At 64.8% G+C, this 23,951-nt stretch carries 20 protein-coding genes, 1 other RNA gene and 2 pseudogenes; 9 read left to right on the forward strand and 14 right to left on the reverse strand.

Annotation, left to right across the window (positions count from 1 at the left end; genetic code table 11):
• Both A7D16_RS16825 and A7D16_RS16830 read right to left on the reverse strand, forming a co-directional pair.
• Window positions 1-449, reverse strand: a 449-nt coding sequence (locus A7D16_RS16825; protein WP_153043182.1) for an IS110 family transposase, incomplete at its 3' end; no start/stop codon positions are given.
• A gap of 475 nt (window positions 450-924) precedes the next feature.
• A pseudogene (locus A7D16_RS16830) lies at window positions 925-1,851 on the reverse strand (oxygenase MpaB family protein).
• A 630-nt stretch (window positions 1,852-2,481) separates the two neighbouring features.
• Between A7D16_RS16830 and A7D16_RS16840 the strand changes: the two are divergent.
• On the forward strand, window positions 2,482-3,081 hold the full coding sequence (locus A7D16_RS16840; protein WP_064634449.1) for a hypothetical protein: 600 nt from the start codon (window positions 2,482-2,484) through the stop codon (window positions 3,079-3,081).
• A 198-nt stretch (window positions 3,082-3,279) separates the two neighbouring features.
• On the opposite strand, the gene A7D16_RS16845 is transcribed toward A7D16_RS16840, so the two are convergent.
• From A7D16_RS16845 to A7D16_RS16860, 4 genes are all read right to left on the reverse strand, one after another.
• Complete coding sequence (locus tag A7D16_RS16845) at window positions 3,280-4,875, reverse strand: APC family permease (protein ID WP_064634434.1); 1,596 nt, start codon at window positions 4,873-4,875, stop codon at window positions 3,280-3,282.
• Window positions 4,876-5,036: 161 nt separating this feature from the next.
• On the reverse strand, window positions 5,037-5,411 hold the full coding sequence (locus A7D16_RS16850) for a hypothetical protein (protein ID WP_064634435.1): 375 nt from the start codon (window positions 5,409-5,411) through the stop codon (window positions 5,037-5,039).
• 179 nt (window positions 5,412-5,590) lie between these two features.
• The gene (locus tag A7D16_RS16855; protein ID WP_064634436.1) at window positions 5,591-6,367 is read right to left on the reverse strand and encodes a LytR/AlgR family response regulator transcription factor; all 777 of its coding nucleotides are present in this window, start codon (window positions 6,365-6,367) and stop codon (window positions 5,591-5,593) included.
• The gene (locus A7D16_RS16860; protein WP_064634437.1) at window positions 6,364-7,659 is read right to left on the reverse strand and encodes a sensor histidine kinase; all 1,296 of its coding nucleotides are present in this window, start codon (window positions 7,657-7,659) and stop codon (window positions 6,364-6,366) included. Before A7D16_RS16860 ends, A7D16_RS16855 begins: the two co-directional genes overlap by 4 nt.
• A gap of 306 nt (window positions 7,660-7,965) precedes the next feature.
• On the opposite strand from A7D16_RS16860, the gene A7D16_RS16865 reads away from it, so the two are divergent.
• On the forward strand, window positions 7,966-9,177 hold the full coding sequence (locus A7D16_RS16865) for an FAD-dependent oxidoreductase (protein WP_064634438.1): 1,212 nt from the start codon (window positions 7,966-7,968) through the stop codon (window positions 9,175-9,177).
• Between the two features lie 23 nt (window positions 9,178-9,200).
• Here the strand turns inward: A7D16_RS16865 and A7D16_RS16870 are convergent, their stop codons facing one another.
• Complete coding sequence (locus tag A7D16_RS16870; protein ID WP_064634450.1) at window positions 9,201-9,395, reverse strand: hypothetical protein; 195 nt, start codon at window positions 9,393-9,395, stop codon at window positions 9,201-9,203.
• Window positions 9,396-9,871: 476 nt separating this feature from the next.
• Here A7D16_RS16870 and A7D16_RS16875 point away from each other — a divergent pair, with 476 nt between their 5' ends.
• The 3 genes from A7D16_RS16875 (at window position 9,872) to A7D16_RS16885 (ending at window position 11,878) form a co-directional block, all read left to right on the forward strand.
• Entirely contained in the window at window positions 9,872-10,378 is a 507-nt protein-coding gene (locus tag A7D16_RS16875) for a YciE/YciF ferroxidase family protein (RefSeq protein ID WP_064634439.1), read from the forward strand.
• 133 nt (window positions 10,379-10,511) lie between these two features.
• Entirely contained in the window at window positions 10,512-11,411 is a 900-nt protein-coding gene (locus tag A7D16_RS16880) for a manganese catalase family protein (RefSeq protein WP_064634440.1), read from the forward strand.
• Between the two features lie 128 nt (window positions 11,412-11,539).
• Complete coding sequence (locus A7D16_RS16885; protein ID WP_064634451.1) at window positions 11,540-11,878, forward strand: hypothetical protein; 339 nt, start codon at window positions 11,540-11,542, stop codon at window positions 11,876-11,878.
• A 124-nt stretch (window positions 11,879-12,002) separates the two neighbouring features.
• Here A7D16_RS16885 and A7D16_RS16890 read toward each other — a convergent pair whose 3' ends face one another.
• The 3 genes from A7D16_RS16890 to A7D16_RS16900 all read right to left on the reverse strand — a co-directional run bounded on the left by A7D16_RS16890 (window position 12,003) and on the right by A7D16_RS16900 (window position 16,716).
• The gene (locus A7D16_RS16890; RefSeq protein ID WP_064634452.1) at window positions 12,003-12,575 is read right to left on the reverse strand and encodes a hypothetical protein; all 573 of its coding nucleotides are present in this window, start codon (window positions 12,573-12,575) and stop codon (window positions 12,003-12,005) included.
• A 462-nt stretch (window positions 12,576-13,037) separates the two neighbouring features.
• Window positions 13,038-13,113: non-coding RNA, sX9 sRNA (locus tag A7D16_RS16895), on the reverse strand.
• A 60-nt stretch (window positions 13,114-13,173) separates the two neighbouring features.
• Window positions 13,174-16,716 carry a CheR family methyltransferase gene (locus A7D16_RS16900; protein ID WP_064634441.1) on the reverse strand — a complete coding sequence of 1,181 codons (3,543 nt, stop codon included), beginning with the start codon at window positions 16,714-16,716 and terminating at the stop codon, window positions 13,174-13,176.
• A gap of 336 nt (window positions 16,717-17,052) precedes the next feature.
• Between A7D16_RS16900 and A7D16_RS16905 the strand changes: the two genes are divergently transcribed.
• Entirely contained in the window at window positions 17,053-17,433 is a 381-nt protein-coding gene (locus A7D16_RS16905; protein ID WP_064634442.1) for a response regulator, read from the forward strand.
• A 12-nt stretch (window positions 17,434-17,445) separates the two neighbouring features.
• Here A7D16_RS16905 and A7D16_RS16910 read toward each other — a convergent pair whose 3' ends face one another.
• Window positions 17,446-17,688, reverse strand: a complete 243-nt coding sequence (locus tag A7D16_RS16910) for a hypothetical protein (protein ID WP_064634443.1) — start codon at window positions 17,686-17,688, stop codon at window positions 17,446-17,448.
• Window positions 17,688-18,968 (reverse strand): sigma-54-dependent transcriptional regulator, encoded by a 1,281-nt coding sequence (locus A7D16_RS16915; RefSeq protein WP_064634444.1) that lies wholly within the window; start codon window positions 18,966-18,968, stop codon window positions 17,688-17,690. Before A7D16_RS16915 ends, A7D16_RS16910 begins: the two co-directional genes overlap by 1 nt.
• A gap of 561 nt (window positions 18,969-19,529) precedes the next feature.
• Here A7D16_RS16915 and A7D16_RS16920 point away from each other — a divergent pair.
• The 3 genes from A7D16_RS16920 to cydB all read left to right on the forward strand — a co-directional run bounded on the left by A7D16_RS16920 (window position 19,530) and on the right by cydB (window position 22,678).
• Complete coding sequence (locus A7D16_RS16920; RefSeq protein ID WP_064634445.1) at window positions 19,530-19,811, forward strand: hypothetical protein; 282 nt, start codon at window positions 19,530-19,532, stop codon at window positions 19,809-19,811.
• 444 nt (window positions 19,812-20,255) lie between these two features.
• Complete coding sequence (locus A7D16_RS16925; protein WP_064634446.1) at window positions 20,256-21,665, forward strand: cytochrome ubiquinol oxidase subunit I; 1,410 nt, start codon at window positions 20,256-20,258, stop codon at window positions 21,663-21,665.
• Window positions 21,656-22,678, forward strand: coding sequence for a cytochrome d ubiquinol oxidase subunit II (cydB, locus tag A7D16_RS16930; protein ID WP_064634447.1), 1,023 nt, complete (start codon window positions 21,656-21,658; stop codon window positions 22,676-22,678). The genes A7D16_RS16925 and cydB overlap by 10 nt, the downstream gene beginning before the upstream one ends.
• A gap of 250 nt (window positions 22,679-22,928) precedes the next feature.
• Here the strand turns inward: cydB and A7D16_RS16935 are convergent, their stop codons facing one another.
• Window positions 22,929-23,114: a hypothetical protein gene (locus A7D16_RS16935; RefSeq protein ID WP_064634448.1), complete on the reverse strand. Its 186-nt coding sequence runs from the start codon at window positions 23,112-23,114 to the stop codon at window positions 22,929-22,931.
• 87 nt (window positions 23,115-23,201) lie between these two features.
• Window positions 23,202-23,669, reverse strand: a pseudogene (locus tag A7D16_RS16940) (DUF6766 family protein); the annotation flags it as partial.
• Window positions 23,670-23,951 lie beyond the last annotated feature (282 nt).

Genomic DNA, 23,951 nt, shown 5'->3' on the forward strand with positions numbered 1-23,951 from the left:
GCATCGGTCAGTTGAGACAGCCGCTGGCGCTCCTGCTGCACCGTCGCCAACACCTGCGTGCGGCGCTGCTGGTACTCGCGCAGCTGACGGCGCCAGCCTTCCAGCGGCTGGTAGGGCGTGAGTGATACCACCATCGCCATCTGCGCCAGCACACGCGCATCCAATGTGTCGGTCTTGGCCAGTTGGCCGATGGCCTTGGCAAAGTCACGCGCTTGGCGAGGGTTCACACGCGCCACCGGCAGGCCGGCCGCATGCAGCGCATCCAACGCTGCCAGTTCGTAGCCGCCCGTGGCCTCCAGCACCACTTGGTGCAGCTCCATGTGTCCCAGCCAGCTGCGCAGCTGGCGCAGACCTGGCGCCGTGTTGGGGAAGCGCCGCTCGCCTTTGCAGCCATGCACATGCACATCCAACCACTGCTTGCTGACATCGATACCTACGCCGTATGCCATGGAAAAACTCCGCTATGCTCCAAGGGTCGAGAGCTCTCCTGGGCTGCCCAGCCTGATCGTTACGAGTGCCAACTCCAGCAACTGTTCGGGCGTTTGCCAGGAGATCCCGGCGTGGCGACCTCGCTCTCCCGCGGTTGTTTAGACCTGTGGGTTATCGGTCGACCACGCCGGCTCTCGACACCTAATCTGGCAGATCGCCAAGAGATAAGGGGCTAGTTTTTTTACCCTCACCTCAGCGCGAGAGGGGCTAGTGTTCGATTGCTGCTGGCATGCAGGATGCTGCACGCAACGCTGCACCTAGCCGCTGCGGCAGCAGGGTGCTGAAAGCCCCTCTCCCCTCGGGAGAGGGGTTGGGGTGAGGGTACGGTGTCGCATCACGCTACCGCCCGCGCGCATCCTCGCTTGTGAGCCGCTCCCGGGCCGCGCCATGTCGCTCGCCACTCCAGAACGCGCAACCAACCCAACCTCGCAACCATCACGCCCGGTCAGGCCACTCCAGCAACATCGCCGGCGGCATTTGCATGCGCCTGCACCCGCGCGCAGACAGGCCATCGCGTAATGCAGTGCGGAACAGCGGCGACAGGCCGCGTAGCAGACGTGCCGATGCGCGCGCCTGCGCGCGTTGCGTGGTGGTGCGGCCGAGCATGTCGCTGGCCCAGCCGGGCAACAAGGCCATGCCCGCGCCAAGAAACACGCCGCGCGACAGGCCTGCGGCGGGCACCGGTAGCTGGATGCTGGTGAGGATGTCGAGCACCTCGCGCGAACGTGCGTCCATACGCAACTGGCCGCGCACCGACGCAAAATACCTGTCCACCTCGGCCTCGCTGGCGGGTACGTTGGTGGCGCCCAGGGCTTCGGCCACGCGTCGCGCTTCGTCGTAATAGCGGTCGGCGATGGCGCCCGGCACGTCGCGGCAATAGCGCCGGCATCCCTGCAGAAAACCGTACGCCTGGGTGACATGCACCCAGGTCAGCAGCGCAGGATCGTTGGCTTCGTACGGCACGCCGTCGGCAGTGTGGCCGCGGATATGCGAATGGATGTTGCGCACGCGCGCAATCAACTGCTCGGCCTCCGCACGAGGCGCGTAGGTCGTGCCGGCGACGAAGTTGGTGGTGCGCCGTAGCCGTCCAACCAGGTCGGCGCGGAAGTTGGAATGGTCGTAGACCCCGGCCAGCGCGCGCGGGTGCAGCAGTTACAGCATCAATGCGCACAACCCGCCGGACAGCATGCCGGGGAATTCGGAGTGGATGCGCCAGGTGACGCTGTCGGGCCCGAAGATACCGGGGTCGCCCAGTGGCTGGTCGTATTCGATGGTGCTCTGACCATGCGGAAACGCGCCAAGCACCCAGCGGCGGATCTGTTCGGCGGCGGGGGCGGTGAGGGCACGCAGGACGGCTGACATGCGGCGATGATACGGGTGCGCCTGCACGACCGCGTCAGCATCCGCCTGGTCGGGCACAGCTGCCTCATCCGCCCGTTAGGCACAGACCTGCGCCCTCGTTCGTTGCAGTCGAGCCAGCGAGCGCGCACACGCGAGTGAAGCGTCAGCGCCGGCGCTCGTCATCGTCATCGTCATCGTCATCGTCAGAGAGCGCCAGGTGCTGCGGAAGGATCCCAACACGCGAATCACAATCCCGGGTCCGTCCACCTGCAATGTCCTCCCGGCGGCGGTGCCGTCATTCTGGTGGCCGCTCTGGTCCGCACAGACGGCGCCGTCCACTCCACGGCCCACATCTCGGTCACGCAGGCATCGCCGCACTGTCAGGTGTGCGGTGCAACAAGAGAGGCGACGCAACGCACGCACGATCTGGCGTGATTGCGGCTAAACCACCTGAATTCAGCGTTTTGTGCGTGGATGCGCAACTTTGCGCGGCCATAGGGTCGCCTCAGGCATTGCCATGCACGGCGAAAGTGCTAGAACTAGGGCCGTCCGACAGCGTCCGTGCATGGCACGGCGCATCGGGCGCTCCAGGGCACCGGCCGCGGCCAGTGCAGCAAGTCGTTCGTACCAGCCAACCGTCAGGAGCTTGTCATGATCGCTTTGTTCCAGGGTTTAGGCCTGCTATTGCAGGACAATGCACTCCATCGGCTCTCCTTCGACGAGCAGGTGGCTCACTGGCGCGACAAGACCGACGCGCAGCTGGACGAAGAGCTCACGCTGCTCAAGTTGGCCAAGAAACAATGGGTGATCGCCTCGATCATCGGCTGGCAGGCGATCTCGCTGGTGCTGCTGGGGGTCATCACCCACCAGCTGTGGCAGAACGATTACCACCTGACCTTCAGCCGCGTGGTGATCATCTTTACCTCGTGGGCGTCGATCCTGTTCGTGATGTGGTACATCGCCGACCTGTTCGACCACAGCGCCGGTTTCGAGCGCTGGCTGCGTGCCTTCAACAGCCGCGAGCGGTTGACGCCGGACGCGGACTCGGTCGAGTGCGTGGCCGATGCGCTGGACATGACGCGCAGCTACCCGGAAGTGTTGCGCTACAAGCAGGATGTGAGCTCCAAGCGCGAGCTGCGCCACGAAGACATCGTCAACATGCGTGAAATGGGCCGGTTACGCCGCTATGCCGAATTGTTGCGCGACCTCGACCGCTTCGATGGCGCGCCGCGGCTGGTGGTCAATTCCTGACAAACCCCGGCATGCCGATGCAATGAGGTCGTACAACGGCAACACATCACCGCAGCGCTCGTGGGCTGCAAACAAAAACGGCCGGTGCGCACTGCACCGGCCGTTTTTGTTTGATTTTCAGCGGCTAGTGCGCGCCGGTTGCCGGGACGTCCTGCAACCGCCAGCACGCGCTGGCAGCGCACCGACTGCGCAACCCACTCAGGCCTGCGCAACCGCCTTTTCCACCGACGGGGTGCGCCAACCGCTGCGCACGCCCCAGATGTAGAACACCACGCCGACGGCAGCAACCACGGCCAGGTCGGTGCCGTAGCTGAGATAGCCGTGGCCACCGAAATCGCTGCTGCCGGCCCAGGACAGCAGCGCGATCATCGGCAGGTAGCAGATCATCCAGGCCGCGCCCTTCAAGTTGCGGCGCAGGTCCGGCCAGCCCTGCTTGGCCTGGTAGTAGCAGTACACCGGCAGCGCCACGACCATCAGCAGGATGATCTCGCCGGTCAGCGGCCAGCGCGCCCAGTAGAGCAACTCGGTGGCCATCACGAAGGCCACCCCGGCCAGCACCGGCAGCGCGGCGATGCGCAGCGGGCGATGCAGTTCCGGTGCGTGGCGACGCAGCGCCATCGCGCTGATCGGGCCGGTGAGGTAGGAAATGATGGTGGCCACCGAGATCACCGCCGCCAGCGTGCCCCAGCCGCGGAAGAAGAACAGGAACACGAACGACACCGCCAGGTTGAAGAACATCGCCATGCGCGGCACGCCCCAGACCGGGTGCAGCTTGCCCAGCGCCGCCGGCATGGTGCCGTTCTTTTCCATGCCGTAGACCATGCGTGCGGTGGTCGCGGTATAGGTGATGCCGGTGCCGCTGGGGCTGACGAACGCATCGATGTACAGCAGCATCGCCAGCCAGTGCAGGTTGACGATGATGGCCAGCTCGGCGAACGGCGAGCGGAAATCGATGCCGTGCCAGCCGGCCTTGGCCAGCAGATCCGGCGGCACCGCGCCGATGTAGGCCACCTGCAGGATCACGTAGACCACCGTGGCCAGCGCGATCGAGCCCAGCACTGCGAACGGAATGCTGCGGCCCGGGTTGCGCGCCTCACCGGCCAGGTTCACCGGGCTCTGGAAGCCATTGAAGCTGAAGACGATGCCGGCGGTGGCCACGGCGGTGAGCACCGCAGCCAGGTCGAGCACGTGCGCATCGCCGTGGATGCCCACGCTGAAATTTTCGGTGTGGAACCCGCTGGCGATCAGCGCCACGCCGGTGGCGGCCGGCACCACCAGCTTGAACACGGTGATCAAGGTATTGGAGCGCGCGAACAGCTTGACGCTCCAGAAATTCAGGAAGAAATACACCAGCACCAGCACCGCCGAGATCAGCAGGCCCGGCACCGACAACTCGCCTGCCCCGCCAGGCGCCTGTACATACAGCCCTTGCGCCCAGGCCCACGGCCAGGAGGCCATGTACTGCACCGAGGCCTCGGCCTCGACCGGGATCACCGAAACGATGGCGATCCAGTTGGCCCAACCGGCGATGAAGCCGACCAGCGAGCCGTGCGAGTAATGGCTATAGCGCACCATGCCGCCGGACTCGGGGAACATGGCGCCCAACTCTGCGTAGGACAGCGCGATGGTGGTGATGATCGCCGCGCCCAGCACCCAGGCCCAGACCGCACCGGGGCCAGCCAGCCCGGCCGCGCGCCAGGCGCCGAACAACCAGCCGGAACCAATGATCGAGCCCAGACCGGTGAGCATGAGGGCGAAGGGGCCAACGTCGCGGCGCAGCGAGTGTTCGGACATGAGAAGCCTGGCAGTGAGGGCGCCGTGAACCGGCTACAAGCCGGTAATGATCGCAGAAGCGACCGCTTGCCGTCAGTGCGTATTCAGGCTTGGCGGAGTTTTGGTCGGTCGCGTCCCGCCGAATCTGCGCGCAGGCCCATGCGCGCAGCAACCTTCCTGGCTCAGCCGTGGCAGTCGGCGCGGGGTGCGGTACTGTCCACGCAGGCATGCGTCTGACCCGAGACGCCGCGCAGTTCGCGCACCTGCCCCGGGGTCAGCGCAAAGCTGTCCAGGGTCTTGCGGGCGCAGGCCGGTGCGCTGGCGCTGGCGCCGTCGCCGCTGCGGGTGGCGCACTGTTCCTCGTAGATCAGGTAGTAGCAGTGGCCGGAGTCGCTGGCCAGGCAATGCACGTTGGTCGTGGTCGCGGTGGTCAGGGTCTTGCTGAAGATCACATCGCGGCCGTCGCTGGTGGCACGGGTAATGGAGGTGGTGCCATTGCGTTCGTGGCAGCCGGCCAGGGCGAGCAGGCAGTAGACCAGGGAGGCGATCAGGCGCATGAAGGTAGTCCTTTCAGTCGATGCAAACGGGGGAATCAGCAACAGCCGGCAACGCAATGGGCGGGCATCAGGCGGGCGCGCACGGTGTTCGGATTGGAGGTAATGCTCACGCACGCATTCCGGCTCCGAGCGCGCTGTCCGCATCCAGCGCGGCGCGCGCGACGTCTTGCCGGCCGCGCTCACATGCCGCGGAACAGGGTCATGAACGGCTGGCTGACGGTGAGCGTTTCGCTGCGGCCGCGCAGCGCCAGCCGGCCCTTGCCGGTGTCGTCGCGCACCACCGAGGCCACCGCTTTCATGTTGACGATGGTGGAGCGGTGGATCTGTTTGAACACCTGCCGGTCCAGTACCTCCAGCAGCTCGCGCAGCGGCGTGCGCAGCACCGCTTCGCCGGCGCAGGTCATCACCGTGGTGTATTTCTGGTCGGCCTGGAAATACGCCACGTCTTCCAGCGCGATCAAGCGGGTCTCGCGCCCGCTGCTGGCGGTGAGCCAGGCCAGCGGCGGCGCGGCGCTGGTCGCCGCCGGGCGCGCCGACAGACGCTGCAGCAAGGCCTCCAGCAGCGCGCCATCCGGCTGGCCGGCAGCGGCGCGCTGCTGCACGCGCTGCCAGGCCGCCTGCAGGCGCTCGCGGCTGATCGGCTTGAGCAGGTAATCCACCGCGCCGTGTTCGAACGCATCGATGGCGTACTGGTCGTAGGCGGTGACGAACACCACCTGGCTACGCGGGCTGACCTCACGCATGGCACGCGCCACGTTGATACCGGTGAGGCCGGGCATGCGGATATCCAGGAACACCACGTCCGGCTGCTGCGCGGCGATGGTCTCCAGCGCGCTGGCGCCATCTTCGCAAGCGCCCACGACCTGCAGCAGCGGGCACACCTCGGCCAGCAGCGTCAGCAACGACTGCCGCAACAATGCCTCGTCTTCGGCAACGACTGCCCGCAACGCGCTCATGCCTGCACCTGCGGGGCGTGCGCCGCAGCGGTAGGCAACGGCGGCGGCGAGGGTGCGGCGACCAGCTGCGCCGGCAATGGCAGGCTGATGGTGGCAGCCACCCCGCTGGGGAAGTTGGAAACGATGGCAAAGCTGGCCTTGCCGGCATAGATCAGCTGCAGCCGCTCGCGCAGGTTCTTCAGCCCGATGCCGGTGCCCTGGCTGTGCGTGTTGAAGCCCTGGCCGTCGTCGGCCACGGTGAGGGTGGCATGGTCGTCGTGGCGGCGCGCCAGGATCCACACGGTGCCGCCGCCGGGCTTGGCTTCCAGCCCGTGCTTGATCGCGTTTTCCACCAGCGTCTGCAGCATCATCGACGGCAGCGGCAGCGCACGCAGTTCGTAGGGCACTTCCACCTGCAAGGCCAGCCGCGCGCCCATGCGGATGCGCAGGATCTCCAGGTACGCCTGGGTGCGTTCGAGTTCTTCGCCAAGGGTGGCGATGGCGCCATCGGCGCTGGGCAGCGAGCTGCGCAGGTACTGGATCAGATGGCCGATCATGATGTCCGCACGCGGCGGGTCGGTGCGCGCCAGCACCTGTGCGCTGGCCAGGGTGTTGTAGAGAAAGTGCGGCTCGACCTGGGCGTGCAGCAGATTCAGGCGTGCCACCGCCAGTTCCTTTTCCATTACCGATTGCTCGGCGGCCGCCTGTTCGTCGCGACGCTGCTCGCCGACCCGGCGCACCACCGCGCGATTGATCGCCTCGGCGTTTTCGTAATTGCTGCCTTCGTCCACTGCGAACAGATCCACCCAGGCGCCGGCGTCGGGCTCGCACAACACGGTGACGCTGCTGGTGCCCTGCCCCGGCGTGATGGTTGCCAGGATCTGGTTATGGGTGATGGCAAAGCGCGCAAACAGGTTCCAGCGCGACGGCTGGCGGCCGGCGTACGGGTCGATGCGGCGCACCTTGGCACGAATCAGCAGGCTGCCCGGCGCGCATTCGATGTCCTGCACGCGCGGCAGCGCACGCACCGCCTCTTCCATGACCGCAAAGCTGGCCTGCACATCCAGCGGCACTTCGATCTGGCGGCGCTGACGGGTGGACAAGGTGGTGTGATCCAGTCGCCCGGCGATCAGGCGGACCCGCCGCACATGGGTGATCGAACTCATCAACGCCAGCGTCAACAAGACCACGCAGGCCAAGGCGAAGAACGGGCCGATGGCGCCGAACAACTGCGCCCACATGATCCCGGCCACCACCAACGCGGCGGCCCAGGCGAACACGATACGCAGGATCATCAAGACGCTGGCAGACACAGGCGGGCAACTCGTTGGGTTGGCACGCGGCGAGCATAGCCGGCGCACGCGGCGGCGAAAGCACCGGGCGACGAATGGCCGGCAGCGCGGTACCAAGCGCCAGGATCGCGGTGCGAAACGCAAGGCGCTGCAGCGCCGGCAGCGGCTGACGCGCGCGTTATGCTCGGCGCCTGCGGGTGTCGACGCTGCAGTTCGGGTGCCGCGCTGTGGCGGCCGGCATGTGTAGACCGCACCAGCGGGCAGCCGCAAGCGTGGCCAGGCGCATCGTGGCGATCACTCCACCCATCACAGCACTCAGGGAGTTGCATGCACCGTCGTCATTTCTTACGCAGCGCCGGCGTTGCGCTCGCGGCCGCTTCCACCGCCAGCTGGGCAGCCACCGACAAGGCGCTGGTCAGGCCGCCCGCTGCGCTGCCGCCGACGCCGCCGGACGGTTCGCTGACGCAGTTCGCGGCTACCCCGCCCTTGGCACCGATGCGCGCCGCGGTCGATCGCATCATCGCCATCAACGGTTGCACGCGTCCGTTTCGTGCACAGGGGCCGCGGATCGAAGCCGAGCGCATCGGGCGCAAGACCGTGGTGCACAACTACGGGCATGGCGGCAGCGGGTGGTCGTTGTCGTGGGGCGCCGCCGAGCATGCGCTGCGGCTGGTGCGTGCCGCCGATGCGGATGCGCGCGAGCTGGCGGTGATCGGCTGTGGCGCGATCGGCCTGACCACTGCCCTGGTCGCGCAACGCGCCGGCCTGCGCGTGCGCATCTATGCGCGCGAACGCCTGCCGGATGTGCGCTCGTTCTATGCCACCGGCGTGTGGTCGCCGGACTCGCGCGTGTGCACCAGCGACTACGCCACTGCCGATTTCAAGACGCGTTGGGAAGAGATGGCGCGCATTTCGTTTCGCCGTTATCAAACCCTGCTGGGCCTGCCCGGCGAGCCGATCGAATGGCGCGATGGCTACGCGCTCTCGGATGTGCCGTTCGATCAACCTGTCGCGTCTGCCGAAGCGCATGAGCCGGACTATCCGCCGTTGGAGCGCGAACTCATCCATGACCTGGGCCCCCGCTCGCAGCCGGTGGCGGCCGGCAGCCACCCGTTCCCGGTCCCGTTCGTGCGCCGCTACAGCCAGCTGACCTTCAACCTCAGCGCCTATGCGCGGCTCTTGCTCCAGGACTTCCTGCAGGCAGGCGGCGAGCTCTATACGCGGGAGTTCGCGCACCCGCGGCAATTTGGCGATCTGCGCGAGAAGATCCTGATCAACGCCACCGGATACGGTGCGCGCGCCCTGCTGGGCGACGACAGCGTGATCCCGGTGCGCGGGCAGACCGCGCGCCTGATCCCGCAACCGGAGGTCACCTATGGCCTGGTCTGGCGCGGCCACAATCTCAACGTGGTGCCGCGGCGCGACGGGCTGCTGGTGCAATCGCAGGGTGCGCACGACTTCAACAACGCAGACGCCAGGCCCGATCGCGCAGCATCGGAAGCGGCGGTGCGCGAGCTGGCGCGGTTGTTCGCAACCTGAGCGAGTAGCTCAGCAGCGCTGCACTACTGCTCGGCAAGCGAGGCCTGCAATGCGCTGGCCAGTGCGGCATCGCCGCTGACCAGCGCGTCCCAGCGCAATGCCACGCCCTTGCGCTTGCCCTTCTCCACCAGCTTCAACCCCTGCGGATCGATGACCAAGGTGTATGCCTGCTCGCCGATCTGCAGTTCGCGCCGTAACGACTTGTCCAGTGGCGTCATCGCCTGGCTCTCGCGTCGAGATGCGTCTGCGTTGTCACGCATCCATGTGCATGCGTGCAGTGCTGCGTAGATGCGAAGCCGCAGCGTCCCTGCACGCTGCATCGCCGCTGCATGGGCAGTACTCAGCGTCGCTCTTATCGCGCACGCGGCGAACGCGGCCTGCACTACAGCACAGGTCGCCATCGCATCGGGATCACCGTTTCCACCAATCCCGCTAACACTCGCAGGACTAGCGTAGCGATCACGCAGTACTGCCTTGAGCTCGAATCGACAACGACGGTGACATCAACGAACGCCGGGGGCTATGCCCGCAGCATGTTCTGCGGATGAGTTACACACCTCGCTGCATACGCAGTTACCGGCTGTGATGCAGCGATACACCTGCGCGTCACCGCGCAACGCAACGACGCAAGACGGCACCGCCCACGCAATGACACGCAGTAGTTATCTCACTGACCACCCCCAAGGAGCCACACATGGCGATCAAGACTGTCGAAGAACTTTTCATCCACGAACTGTCGGACATCTACAGCGCCGAGAAGCAGCTGACCAAGTCGCTGCCGCGTCTTGCACGTGCGGCCACCGAGCCGAAGCTGAAAGAAGCCTTCGAAACCCATCTAGAGGAAACCCAGGGCCAGATCGAACGGCTCGACCAGGTTGTCGAGGTGTTGGGCATCAAGCTCAAGCGCATCAAGTGCGCCGCGATGGAAGGCCTGGTGGAGGAAAGCCGCGAAGTCATCGATGAAATCGAAGCCGGCCCGGTGCGCGATGCCGCACTGATCGGTGGCGCGCAGAAGGTGGAGCACTACGAAATTGCGTCGTACGGCACCATCGCAGCCATGGCCAAGCAACTCGGCTATGCAGACGCGCTGCCGCTGCTGCTGGCCACGCTGGAAGAAGAAAAAGCCACCGACGAGAAGCTGACCCTGCTCGCCGAGCAAGGCGGCAACGCAAAGGCATCCAAGGCCAGCAAGGCCGCCTGAGTCACCACGCACGGCGGCACCGCCGCCCTGCTTCGCCTGCACTCCTGCAGGTATCCCCCCGAGCCAAGCCCCACGTCTCTGCACGCTCCCTGAGTGGTTGTAGTTGCCGGGTGCCAGCCATGGAGCACCACCTATGTTCATGCACAACAAGCGTCTGATGTATACCGTTCGCGTCGCCCAACCCAACCCGGATCTGGCGACGTTGATGCTGGAACAGTTCGGCGGGCCGCAGGGCGAACTTGCCGCGGCGATGCGCTATTTCACCCAGGCATTGGGCGAAGACGATCCGGGCCGCAAGGACCTGCTGTTCGATATCGCCACCGAAGAATTGAGCCATCTGGAGATCATTGGTTCGATCATTGCCATGCTCAACAAGGGCCCGAAGGCGGTGCTCTCAGAGGGTATGGAAGAGGCCATGGAGATGCGCACCATGACCCAGAACAGCACCAGCCACACCCAGCAGATTCTGTATGGCGGTGGTCCGGCGTTGGTCAATTCCAGCGGCGTGCCGTGGACGGCTGCGTATGTGGACAGCATCGGCTGCCCGACGGCGGACATGCGCTCCAACATCGCTGCCGAAGCACGCGCCAAGCTGGTATATGAGCGGCTGATTACCGTTACCGACGATCCGGGCATCGTGGATGCGCTGCGCTTTTTGATGACGCGCGAAGTGGCGCATCAGAAGTCGTTCGAAAAGGCCTTGTATTCGATCGAGCCGAATTTCCCGCCGGGCAAGCTGCCGGGCGATCCGCGCTTCACCGATACGTACTACAACACCTCGCAGGGCGAAGGCGACATGGTCGGCCCGTGGAATGCGGGCGAGCAATGGGAGGTTGTTGCAGACCGCGAATCGCAGGCCGCAGTCGATGGCGGCGACGGTTCGGCCACGGTGGCGCTGGACGCCACGCAGACGCAGGCACTGGATGCGATGTCCTTACGTCTGCTGTCCAATCCAGAGCTGGATCGCGTGACCGGTGCCGACCTGGGCGCAGGCCCGGGTGCCGGCTCCACCACCGGCGACATCCAGCGCTGAGCACGGCTCCCAACGCGTTGCCGCGCAGTGGTTCCAAGCTGCGCCAAACCCGATGGGTGCCTTGCACCCATCACCGGCCCGGGGCGACCACGCTCCGGGCTTTTTCATTGCATTGCACAGAAGTTGGCATAAACGAGAAATCCAGACTCGACACCCACGACGAACGTCAATCCGCCTATCGCCGCCACGGCACGGACGCGTGGGTAGATGGCCAGGGCCGACACGATCCCTCTGCTGCAAACACCCATGATGCGCAGCCACCGCGCGACGGCGTGCCCGAAGCCTTCAATCAACGCGGCCAAGGACATGGCGGCGGATTGGGCGAAGGCGAACCCGACGGCCATCCGGAACGCGATGGCAGCACGCAACCCAACTTCGGCCAAAGCGGCACCTACGGCAAGCAGCAACACATCCAGGCGCAGCAACGCGCCCTGGACGACAGCACTGACGAGCAGGACAACAGCTGAGCGCCAGCATGCCCGCACACCGGTTTACTCACGATGTTGCCAGCCATTTCAGATCAACTACCGCCGACTGAAACGACAAAGGGGCCGATCGGCCCCTTTGTTTGTTGAACCATGGCATGCGCGCTCACACCCGCGCAGTCTGCGCTGAACCGGTTTCGCTTGCCCACTCTGGCCGCACGTCTGCAGCAGCGGCGCAACGCTCCAGCCGCCAGGGCGTGAGATGGCGCATCGCTTCGGCACCGCCCATCTGCAGCCACTTGCTCAAGTCGCCATCGATGCACAGCGGCCGATGCGTAGGCATGCTCGCCGATGAGGCCACCAGCAACGAAAATCCCATCTGCAGGCGCCCGCCGATATCCATCACGTTGCGCAATCCGGCCGCATGCACCGCGCCTCCATCCTGGCTCAACCAGGTTGCGGCAGTCGTGCCGTCTGCCGACGCGGTGCAGACGAAGCCGCACAACGGGATGGCGCAGCGCTGGGTTTCCCAGATGGCCAGATCCACGCCGCCCAGCCAACCGGGTTCCTGCAGATGGATCGAGCGCTGCTGTCCTGGCGCGCGCCGTCCGAAGGTGGCGCGCTCCTCGCGTTTGCCGCCGCGGTCGGCGACGAAGATGTCGGCATCGGCGCCTACGCCGACCTCGACCCATGCGTTGCTCGCCACGCGGGCGGACAACTGAAGAATGCGCGTAATCATGATTACTCCACCGTGTGCATCTCGACGACTACAGTGCTTACGCACAATACGCGCCAAGTTCTCGACTTTCGCAAAGGCGTGCAGCGCAAGCGTTTCATGCAGTTTCAGCGATGGCGCATGCACGACGAAGGCCGATTCGGTCGCAGGTTCTGCACCGTCGCGCAGTATTTTCCGTGAGCTGCGCGTGTGCAGCGCATCGCAGCCTCTGCGCGTGCAGCAGAGGCTGCTGTCAACTGCGTGCATGCGCTGCGATACGCAATCGCCTGTTGCATTCAGCGCCAGGCCGTTGCGCTGATTGTAGTGATGGTTGCACGCAACTTTATTGGCGCAGGCAGCACGCATCCACTCGGCCACGCGATGCGCACTGCTGCATCTGCCGCGATGCACTTTGATAGGCAGGTTTTTTTCACTACATCGCGCAGGCACCTGACGCACTCAGCGACACACGCCTTGATGTAGCGCGGCTAACAAACCGTAGCGAGCAGTCGTCAGGTGGGTGCGAACGGCGCGGAGGAACCGCAGTGTCCGGGTGGTCCATACCGATTCCGAGCGCCTGCCGCGCCCGCCTGCCAACTGCGCAGAAGTTTGTAAGCTGCTCCTAATCGTTCACTGGATTGAGCGGCAACTGGATCTCGCATTCCAGGCGCGTGTCGCTGAGCTCGTAACGCGTCTGCGCGCCATGGCTGTACGGCAAGGCCTTTTCGATCAGGCGGCGACCGAACCCGCCGGCTTCATCACGGTCGTCGCGCAGCTGCTGGCTCGCACCTTCTTCGATCCACAACAACACCAGGCGCGCTGGCGTGTTACCGGCGGACACCACCTCCCAGCGGATTGACAAGGTGCCGCTGTCCGTTGCCAGTGCGCCATGCTTGAGCGCGTTGGTGGCCAGTTCGTGCAAGGCCAGCGCCAAGGTCTGCACGGTGGATTTGCGTAGCGCCACGTTCGGGCCTTCCACCACGATGCGCTTTTGATCCACCGCTGCACCGAGCGCGTCCAGCTCCATGCGCAGCAATGCGCCGATGGTGGTGGGCATATTGTCCGACTGCGACAGCAAGCCCTGCACGCGCGACAGCGCTGCAAGCCGGTCGTCGAACTTGCCGGCAAACTCGGGCATGCTCTGGCTGGTCTGCACGGTCTGCTTGGCCACCGACTGCACCACGGTGATCAGATTGCGCGTGCGGTGCTGCAACTCGGCCACCAGCACGCGTTGCTGTTCCTGCAGGCGGCGCAAGTTGTCCGATTCGGTGGAGGTGCCCAGCCACTCCAGCACCTGGCCACGTTCGTCGCGGACCGGCGCGCTGCGCGTATGAAACCAACGGTAGCCATGCTCGGCCGCATTGAACAGCCGGTGTTCGATATCCATCCCACCCTTGGACGCACTGTCCAGCCAGGCGTTCATGGTCAGCTCGCGTTCGTCAGGATGCACCACCTGCAACCAGCCCAGCTCCAGGCTGTCGGCATCGCTCTGCCCGGTGTAGCTGGACCATTGCGGGCTGGACCAGGTCCAGCGGCCACCATCGAGCGAGCGCCACACCAGCTGCGGAATGCCTTCCATCAAGGTACGCAGGCGTTGCTCGCTACCGCGTAGCGCACGCTCGGCGCGCGTGAGCGGGGTGACATCCATGAAGGTGAGCACCGCACCGCCGATGAAATTGTCCACGGTGCGGTACGGCAGCACGCGCACCATGTAGCGCGCATGCGTGGTGGGGTTTTCGACCTCGCGATCGAGCACGGCCAGGGTACGGATGACCCGGCGCGCATCGTCCTGCAGCTCGTCGTAATCCACATGCAATTTGATATGGCTGATCGGGCGATGGATGTCGCTCTCCACCAACGGCAGGATGTCGGTGACGGCCGGCGTGAAGTTGGTGACACGCAGTTCGTTGTCGAGAAAGACGGTGGCGATCTGGGTGCTTTCCAGCAGGTTCTTCAGATCGCTGTTGGCATGCGCCAGCTCTTGCACGCGATGGGCCAGCTCGCCGTTGACGGTGGTCACTTCCTCGTTGACCGATTGCAGCTCTTCCTTGGAGGTTTCCAGTTCCTCGTTGGCGCTCTGCAGTTCTTCGTTGAGCGATTGATATTCCTCGTTGGACGACTTGAGCTCTTCGTTGGTGCTCTCCAGCTCTTCGATCATCGACTGCAGGCGCTCGCGGGTGATGCGCAGCTCGTTTTCCAGCACTTGCACATGGCCGCTGTCGTGCACGCTGTCGCGCGGGAGCGGCGGCTCCACCGGTTCGCGCGCTTCCACTTCCTGGAACAGCACCACATAGCCGCGCGGAACTTCCGCATCGGACGTGGGCTCGACAAACAGGTTCACCGCCCAGGACGCCGCATCTTCGTGCACCGGGATCCCCTTGACGTGCACCGGGGAACGGTCCATTTCGGCGCGACTGAGCGCGCTACGCAGGTCCAGGCGCAAGTCACGGTGGATCAGATTGATCAGGTTGAGGCTGGGCGTGCCGCCGCCAGGACGGATGAAACGCCCCGCCTGCGAGGAGAAATGCAGCACGTCAAAATGCTCGTCCAGCACGGCGTACGCCGGCGCATAGCGGTCGGCGATGCGTTCGCCGGCACGCACCAGCGCATTGCTGGGATTGCGCGGCCGCTGCGGTGGCGCCGGCGCCCTGGCAGCGGCCGCAAGTTGCATGGTCGGGAACGTGGCGTGCACGTTGCTTTGCACATCGATCCGCTGAAACACCCGAAAGCTGCGCTCCACGGGCGTGAAGAACTGCGCGTGGCGTGAGACGTTTTCGGCGTTGCCCAGGAACAGATAGCCGCCCGGCCGGATGGCGAAGTGGAAGATCGGGATTACCCGGTTCTGCAATTCGGCGTCCAGATAGATCAGCAGATTGCGGCAGGACACCAGATCCAGCCGCGAAAACGGAGGGTCCTTGACGATGCTGTGTTGGGAAAACACGCACAGCTCGCGCAGTTCCTTGCTCACCACGTAGGTGTCGCCTTCCTTGACGAACCAGCGCCGCAAGCGTTCCGGCGCCACCTCGCCCACGATGCTGGAGGCATACCGCCCCACCCGCGCGGTGGCCAGCGCACGCCCGTCGATATCGCTGGCGAAGATCTGGATGCGCGGGGCGGTGTCCAGGGTTTCGGCATGCTCGCGCAGCAGCATCGCCAGCGAATAGGCTTCTTCGCCGGTGGAGCAGCCCAGCACCCACACGCGCAGGCTGTCGCCGGTGTGCTTGCCCTGAAACAGCCGCGGAATCACCTGCTGTTCCAGAAATTCGAACTCGCGGCGATCGCGGAAGAATTTGGTCACCCCGATCAGCAGATCGTTGAACAGCTGCAACGGCTCGTCGAACCGGTTACGCAGGATCTCCAGATACTGCTCCAGCGTTTCCACCTGCGCGACCTGCATGCGCCGTTGCACGCGGCGCAGGAACGTGGCGCGTTTATAGCCATGAAAATCGTGCCCGGTGGTATTGCGCAGGATGCCGGCAATCTGGCTGAGCTTGTCGCTCTCGCTGCCGTTGCGCAGCCCCACCGGCACCGGATGCCCGAAGCCATGATGGCGCTGCATGTGCGCAGCGATACGCGCCGCAACCTGCGGCAGCGGCAGGATGTCGTCGGTGATGGCGGCCGGATTGCTGGCGCTACGCAGATCCAGCCCATGCAGCGAGGCATCGTCCACGGCCAGCGCCAGCCCGCCGCACTCCTTGATCGCCGCAGTGCCCAGCGTGCCGTCGCCGTCCAGGCGCCCCATGATCAGGCCGATCACGTTGCCATCCTGATCGTGCGCCATCGAGACGAAAAAGCCGTCGATCAACCCGTGATCGCTTTCGCCACCGGGCAATGCACGCAGGCGGATGCGGCCTTCTTCCAGCGTCACCACGGTCTCGCTGGGCGGCAGATAGAAGCGCCCCGGCTGCAACCGCTCACCATCGCTGGGCACCGACAGCAGCGCGGCCTGTCTGCCAAGCAATTCACGCAGACGCGCTTCGTCCAGCAACTGGCGGTCGCGCAGCAGCAGCATGATGGCCAGGTTCGAGGCGCCCGCCACCGCATCGAGCAATTCCGCCAGGCGTCCGGCATCCAGCCCGGCAGCGCCTACGCCAAGCACGAACAAGGGCTGCTGGGTCGTCGCGTCCGGGGCGATATCGTCGTTGGAAGTTTCGTCGTCGGTCATGGCAACACCATCGTTCGCAGCGCTGATTTCAAGCGTAATCGGCGATGATGACGCAAAGCACGGCGCCTTGCCATGCAGCGCTTGGAGCGGATCAGACAGCGTAGCGCGCTCTGGTCAGCCGGGCCTGTACGAGCCTGCGTCTACGCGTGCGACATGCCGGTTCGACCGCGCCCGCCTGGCAGCGCGCACTTGCCTTGCCTGGTCGCTCTGATGCAGTGCCAAAAAGATCTTGCAGAGGCCGGTCTTGGAAGCGCCTGCTTACGCGCGCCGTTAACCTGCGCTACGCGCACCATGCGTACGCGCGTCGCCTGATGTGCCACCGCCCTGGAGCCTGCCATGCACGACCACATACTCACCGGCCGCCGCATTCTTGTCGTCGAGGACGACTATCTGTTGGCAGAGTCGCTCAACGACTTGTTGGTGGAAGCCGGCGTCAGCGTGGTGGGACCGGTCGGCAATGTGCCGGACGCGCTCTCGCTGGTGGCCTCGGGTCAGGTCATCGATGGCGCCTTGCTGGATGTCAATGTGCGCGGCCAGGCGGTCTTTCCGGTGGCCGATGCGCTGCTGGAACGCGGCGTACCGTTCTCGTTCTGCTCGGGCTACGACCGCTACACCCTGCCCAAGCGCTTCGCGCATCTGTCGTACTGCATGAAGCCGTACAACCCGCGCACGATCACCAGCTTGCTCAGCAAGCAGACCGAGTTGGCCAACCACTGACGCGTTGGCCGATCATCCATCGCTGCTGGCAGGGGGCGGAACATCCCGCGGCAACTCGCCTGCCTGCTGCAGGGCGCGCTCCTGTTCGCCTAGCTGATTGAGCAGCTCTACCGCAGACTGATGCGCGGTGCGCAGCGTTTCCAGCGGCTTGGATGTTTCGTTGCGCAAGGCGTACAGCGCAAAACCCATCACATTGAGGCGGTTGCGCAATTGATGCAGCAGCTCGCGCCGCTGCCCTTGCGGTAGCTCACTCACTACGCATCCTTGTCGCTGAGCCGGTTGTGCAGGGTGCGTACGCTGATGCCCAGTTCGCGCGCGGCGGCCTTTTTGTTGAAGCGCGTGCGTGCCAGCGCCGATTCGATCATGGCGTCTTCGGCCTGGCGCATGGTCCAGCCGGCAGGAATCAGCAACCCTTCTTCATCGGCCTGCGGCACGGTCTGCTCCACATCCGGCGCACTCAACAGATCGCCATCGGAGCGCAGATACAGGTAATGGATGAACGAGCGCAGCTCGCGCACATTGCCCGGCCAGGCATGGTACGCCAGATAGCGCAGCAGCGACTTGGTCGGCAACTTGCGCGCGCCGTACTTGACGTTGAGCTCGTCGATCACACGCAACCCCAGCAGGCGCGCATCGCCACGGCGCTCGCGCAGCGGCGGCACCTGGATCGGGTATTCGTTGAGGCGGTAGAACAGGTCTTCGCGCAGCACCCCGTGGTCACGCTGCACGTGCTGATGCGTGGCCGCAACCACGCGTGCGTCCAGCGGAATTTCCTCGTTGCCGCCCACGCGCATGAAGCTGCGCGACTCGATCGCCCGCAGCAGATATACCTGCAGGCGCTTGGGCATTTCGCCGATTTCGTCCAGAAACAGCGTGCCGCCTGCGGCCTGCTCCAGGAACCCGGCATGCCGGCGGTCGGCGCCGGTGAAGCTGCCGCGCTCGTGGCCGAACAATTGGCTGGCCAGCAATTCCTCAGGAATGGCGCCGCAGTTCACCGGCACGAAGCGGCCGCGGCGGCCGGACACGCGGTGGATGGCGCGCGCGACCAGATCCTTGCCGGTGCCGGTTTCGCCGGTGACCAACACATTCAAATCGGTCGGCGCCACACGCACGATGTCCTTGCGCAGCATCACGATGCTGTCGCTATTGCCGAAGATACCCAGGTTGCCTTGTCGCGCTTCGCGCAGCCCGCCGAGCACACGCTCCAGGCGTTCGGGCGCAAAGGGCTTGGTCAGGAATTCGCTAACCCCGAACTGCTGCGCGCGGCCCTTGGTTTCGCAGGCGTAGTCGCCCGACACCACCACGATCTGTGGGGTGTGATCCGGGTCGAGCCGTTCGATCAGATCGAAACCGCTGCCGTCTGGCAGGCCAACATCCACGACCAACAGGTCGGGAAAGTTGCTGTCCAGCCAACGGCTGGCTTCGCCAAGGGTGTGGATTCCCTTGGCACGGAAGCCGCTATCGGTGGCGAGTTCAACCACCTGATCGCAAAACTCCACGTCGTCGTCGATGATGGCGCAGGAAAGACGTTCCATGGGCGCTTCTGTCCGCAATGACTGATACATGTTCAGTTGAGAATTGTGACGGCGGCGCGAAACGCGCCTGCGCACCACATCGGGAAGGCGTACTGCTGTCACGATCTGTCAGTGGTGCGGCGCTCTCCCCCAAGTCGAGCTCGCCCTGATAACGGTGAGCGAAGTACGCACGGAAGCGCTCGATTGCGCCAGTGCCAAGCGTCATGGTCGGGGTCGGTGGCCGCTTCGAGGCTGACGAAACGCCAAGAAGTGCAAGGTTTGCGGCGGCACGCACGCCAGTTCAATAGCAAGTACCGTCTTGGTCGAGCGCCAGCTCAGCTCGCTTGCAGTGGTGCATCGTTACCAGGCTATCAGTGTGCGCCGACGTGTGCCGACGCCCCTATGGCGCCGCTTGATCTATCGCTTGATCTATCCGAGGACCGTGTTGCATTTCTTGGGGTTGGGTGCGCCGGGTGACCCACAGCCTACGCCTCGTGCGTGGAGAGCGTGTGCAAGCTGTGCTCACGTATTGCTATCGCGTGGCGGCAAATACTTACGCCATACCGTGAGACGAGGTGCTCCATGCATGCTGTCGCCACGCCCGTGCAAGCCAATGCGCAAACCGAGTTGGACTACTGGCGTGGCGAGCATCGCCGCGGCCAGCTTGGTTATCACCCTTTCGATGGAATTCCGGAAAACACCATTCGCGCAGTCTGTGCGGCCTATGACGCGCAGCCCACGTTGACCGAGGCAGACGTGATCAAGGCAGTGCGCGATGCGCTATGCCTGACGCCCGGCTCGATGAATGCGGTACTCGCCGATTGGCTGGCACCGCGTTGCCTGCGCCATTTACGCGGGGCATGACACGCCGCACGGCTGGGTGCGTTTGATTGCGCAATGCGCTGCCGCGGCGATGCGCAAGCGTCGCCCACGCGTAGGCAGGACCGCGCACCGTGCAGCACATCACGCTTTTTATTGCCTCCTGCGCGCAGGCTTGCAGTCATCCGCCAGCCGTACCGCCATGCGGCCGGCATGCTCTAACAAGTGCGCGTGCCTGCGTTGTGCGCCGCGGCTGCAGATTGCAATTGCCGCAGCACGCTGGCGGCCATGCGGCAGCGCACCTGCAAGCGCTAGTGCGTGCCGCCGGGCCTTGAAGAAGCCAACAACCTGCTGCGCCTACCGTCACACGGGCGCGCTCAGTGCCCGGTGCGGCATGTAACACACGCACGCTGCGGTGCTGAGCGCGCCGCCCGCACCGACCTGACGACCGCCCGCGAGATCGTGTTTAGCCGCTCTTAGGAGACACCTGTGGAAGCATTGCTGCTGTCCCGTATCCAGTTTGCCTTCGTCATCTCGTTCCATGTGCTGTTTCCGGCCTTCACCATTGGCCTGGCGAACTTGCTCGGCTTTCTGGAATGGCGCTGGCTACGCACGCACGACGAGGCGTGGAAGCGGCTGTACTTTTTCTGGTTGCGGATCTTTGCGGTGTCGTTCGGCATGGGCGTGGTCAGCGGCATCGTGATGGCCTTCCAGTTCGGCGCCAACTGGCCCGAGTTGAGCCGCATTGCCGGCAGCGTGATCGGCCCGCTATTGAGCTACGAAGTACTCACCGCCTTTTTTCTGGAGGCCAGTTTCCTGGGCGTGATGTTGTTCGGCTGGGGCCGCGTGTCCGAGCGCCTGCATTTTTTCGCCACCTGCATGGTGGCGATCGGCACGCTGGTGTCCACGTTCTGGATTTTATCGTCCAACAGCTGGCTGCATACGCCGCGCGGCTTTGAGGTGGTCAACGGCATCGTGCAGCCGGTCAGCTGGATGCAGATCATCTTCAACCCGTCGTTTCCGTATCGCCTGGTGCACATGGCGCTGGGCTCGTTCATCACCACCTGCTTCGTGGTCGGCGGCGTTGGCGCCTATTACCTGCGCAAGGGGCTGCACGTGGATGCGGGCGCGCGCATGTTGCGCCTGTCTGTGGCCTTTGCCGCCATCGTGCTGCCGATCCAGGTGTTGGTGGGCGACCAGCACGGGCTCAACACGCTGGAACATCAACCGCTCAAGGTTGCCGCGATGGAGGCGCATTGGCACGGCGAAGGCCATGGCGCCGGCGTGCCGTTAGTGGTGTTTGCGCTGCCCAACGCCGAGGCCGAGCGCAACGATTACGAAGTGGCCATCCCGCGCCTGGGCAGCCTGATCCTGACCCATAGCGCAGACGGCGAGATCACGCCGCTGACCTCGGTGCCGCGCGATCAACGGCCGCCGGTGGCGCCGGTGTTCTTCGCCTTCCGCATCATGGTGGGCCTGGGCATGGCGATGCTGGTGCTGGCCTGGGTCTCGGCCATTGCCTGGTGGCGCGGGCGCCTGCAGGTCAGGCCATTGATCCTGGCCTGGAACATCATGCTGCCGGCCGGATTCGTCGCGTTGGTGGCCGGCTGGTTCGTCACCGAGATCGGGCGCCAGCCGTGGGTGGTGTACGGGCTGCTGCGCACAGCCGATGCAGTAGGGCCGCAATCGACCGCGACCGTGGCGGTGTCGCTGCTGGTGTATGTGTTGGGCTATGCATTCGTGTTCGGCTTTGGGATCTTTTATCTGAGCAAGCTGGTCCGCGCCGGGCCGCAGGCCAGCCGCGACGGTCCGCACGTGGCCGGAGGCGAACACACCCCGGCACGCCCATTGTCGGCAGCCGATACGTCACTGGAACAGGAGAACACCCCATGGAACTGAGTTACTGGTTGCCGGTGGTGTGGTTCGGCGTGATCGGCTTCGGCGTGCTGATGTACGTGGTGCTGGACGGCTTCGTGCTGGGGCTGGGCATGCTGGCACCGTTCGCGCGCGACGAGCAGGAAGTGGACCTGATGATGAACACCGCAGCACCGATCTGGGACGGCAACGAAACCTGGCTGGTGCTCGGCGGCGCCGGCCTGTTCGCCGCGTTTCCCACCGCGTATGCGGTGATCCTGTCGGGCCTGTATCTCCCGGTGCTGTTGATGGTGATGGCGCTGGTGTTCCGCGGCGTGGCGTTCGAATTCCGCTTCAAGGCACAGCGCTCGCGTCGCTTGTGGACGTTGTCGTTCATTGCCGGCTCGATCCTGACCGCGTTCGCGCAAGGCATCATCCTGGGTGCGCTGGTGGAAGGCATGCCACTGGAAAACGGGCGCTACACCGGCGGCGTATTCGGCTGGTTCAGCCCGTTCACCATCCTCACCGGTGCCGCGCTGGTGTTCGGCTATGCGCTGCTCGGCAGCACCTGGCTGATTCTCAAGACCGATGGCCGTACCCACACCCTGGCGCGGCAACTGACCAAGCCGCTGGTGGGGGTGGTGGTGACCTTCGTGGTGCTGGTCAGCGCATGGCTGCCGTTCCTGAGCTCGCATGTGATGGCGCGCTGGTTCGAGCACGGCAATTTCTGGTGGCTGTCGCCGATCCCGCTGATCACCGCGGGGGTGGCACTTGCGCTGTGGCGCAGCAGCGACAGCTCGCGCAGCGATGCATCGCCCTTCCTGCTGACCCTGGCGATCTTCGTGCTGGGCTTTATCGGCCTTGTGCTGGGCATGTGGCCGTACCTGGTGCCGCCGAGCTACACCATCTGGCAGGCGGCATCGCCGCCCTCCTCGCAGATCTTTCCGATGGTGGGCCTGGTGGTGCTGCTGCCGCTGGTGCTCGGCTACACGGTGTGGTCGTACCGCGTCTTTCGCGGCAAGATCGCCGCCGACGTGGGTTATCACCATCATCATTGAGTGCTGGCGCCGTAGTGCGAGTCGTCCGGGATGCGACGGACAAGAGCGGCGAACGAAACGGCTGCGCAGCCGGCAGACGGGCTGGCCGCTGCTTGGAATGGGATGCATCGCTAGCGCACTGCGATGCTGGGGCGATGGCCGGACTTCGCGGACGCTGCCGGCCTGCTTACCTCAGCTGCCAGGCACGGACGTTGCTAGAAACGAATAGCGCCCGCATCGGCGGGCGCTACGGGCATGCTGCTGAGGTGCCTCAGCGTTTTTCCGAGCCATCCGGCCGCTCGTAATCGCGCTCGGGATCGGCCTTGTTCACGTCGCGATCTTCGTCGGGCATGTCGTGCACCTTCCATTCGACATCTTCATTGCGACGCTCCTGCGGGGTGAACGGCTTTTTCTGGTCGTCTTCCGGACCCCACGGCTTTTTCGGTTCGCTACCCATGCGTTGCTCCTGCGTTTTCGTCGTGATGCAACGCTAGGCGGGCATGCATTGCAACGCAGTGAACGAAGCCGGGTGATGGCGTGAAGTGGGTGCGCGTTGATGCTGCGCGCGCTCCAGAAGCTCCAGCCGCCAACTGCCGACCGGATGCAGTGCGAAGCTCATCAGGAATGAAGCCCCGAACGCGATTGCCAGCGAATGCTCATGCAGCCGTCGCCACACCCCACCGGCGCGTACCGGCCAGGGAGTGGCTCCGGGTTTGATGTCGCTGCATTCTTCGGCCGGATCGAGCGGCCGCGATTCGGCCGAGCCTACCTGACGCAGCTTGACGGTGAACAGCACCTACATGCCCATCTGCAGGAATTCGCTTTCCCAGTTTTCGAACAAGGCAGCCATGAAATGCGGGCTGTGCAGGTAGGCAGACCGCAGCAGTGCCGGCGACCCCTGTTCGCGCAGCGCGTGGTTGTGCGCATGCAGCCCGGCGTAGATCTGGCAACCAATGAAGAACACGGTCAGCGCAAGCAGGCACAACGTCAGCCCATTCCGGTGCAAGACCATGGATGACCTCCTGACGATGCGCGCAGTATCGAGCGTCATTGGCTAAAGCGCATGAAGTTCGCGTGCACACCCCATGGGGTGTGTTCAACAGCAGTGTCGCCACTGAGACTGCAGCATGCATGGCGCAGTGCGCAACACACGCGGTGCCGACATCGCCTAGTGCACTGAATCCGAGGAATCGGATGTGATGCGTCGAGTTGGATCAGCGAAGGTCCATTTCAGCGGTTTTGGGTTTTTGTTGTACTGGCGGATGTAGCGCATGAGCTTCTTATCGAGGTCTTT

The sequence above is a fragment of the Xanthomonas nasturtii genome (genome assembly GCF_001660815.1).
Lineage (GTDB): Bacteria > Pseudomonadota > Gammaproteobacteria > Xanthomonadales > Xanthomonadaceae > Xanthomonas > Xanthomonas nasturtii.

Bases quoted from the DNA above. Each gene is read 5' to 3' on its own strand.
- A7D16_RS16840 (WP_064634449.1), top strand. From the start codon at position 2,482: ATGATCGCTTTGTTCCAGGGTTTAGGCCTGCTATTGCAGGACAATGCA.
- A7D16_RS16845 (WP_064634434.1), bottom strand. From the start codon at position 4,875: ATGTCCGAACACTCGCTGCGCCGCGACGTTGGCCCCTTCGCCCTCATG.
- A7D16_RS16850 (WP_064634435.1), bottom strand. From the start codon at position 5,411: ATGCGCCTGATCGCCTCCCTGGTCTACTGCCTGCTCGCCCTGGCCGGC.
- A7D16_RS16855 (WP_064634436.1), bottom strand. From the start codon at position 6,367: ATGAGCGCGTTGCGGGCAGTCGTTGCCGAAGACGAGGCATTGTTGCGG.
- A7D16_RS16865 (WP_064634438.1), top strand. From the start codon at position 7,966: ATGCACCGTCGTCATTTCTTACGCAGCGCCGGCGTTGCGCTCGCGGCC.
- A7D16_RS16870 (WP_064634450.1), bottom strand. From the start codon at position 9,395: ATGACGCCACTGGACAAGTCGTTACGGCGCGAACTGCAGATCGGCGAG.
- A7D16_RS16875 (WP_064634439.1), top strand. From the start codon at position 9,872: ATGGCGATCAAGACTGTCGAAGAACTTTTCATCCACGAACTGTCGGAC.
- A7D16_RS16880 (WP_064634440.1), top strand. From the start codon at position 10,512: ATGTTCATGCACAACAAGCGTCTGATGTATACCGTTCGCGTCGCCCAA.
- A7D16_RS16890 (WP_064634452.1), bottom strand. From the start codon at position 12,575: ATGATTACGCGCATTCTTCAGTTGTCCGCCCGCGTGGCGAGCAACGCA.
- A7D16_RS16900 (WP_064634441.1), bottom strand. From the start codon at position 16,716: ATGACCGACGACGAAACTTCCAACGACGATATCGCCCCGGACGCGACG.
- A7D16_RS16905 (WP_064634442.1), top strand. From the start codon at position 17,053: ATGCACGACCACATACTCACCGGCCGCCGCATTCTTGTCGTCGAGGAC.
- A7D16_RS16915 (WP_064634444.1), bottom strand. From the start codon at position 18,968: ATGGAACGTCTTTCCTGCGCCATCATCGACGACGACGTGGAGTTTTGC.
- A7D16_RS16920 (WP_064634445.1), top strand. From the start codon at position 19,530: ATGCATGCTGTCGCCACGCCCGTGCAAGCCAATGCGCAAACCGAGTTG.
- cydB (WP_064634447.1), top strand. From the start codon at position 21,656: ATGGAACTGAGTTACTGGTTGCCGGTGGTGTGGTTCGGCGTGATCGGC.
- A7D16_RS16935 (WP_064634448.1), bottom strand. From the start codon at position 23,114: ATGGGTAGCGAACCGAAAAAGCCGTGGGGTCCGGAAGACGACCAGAAA.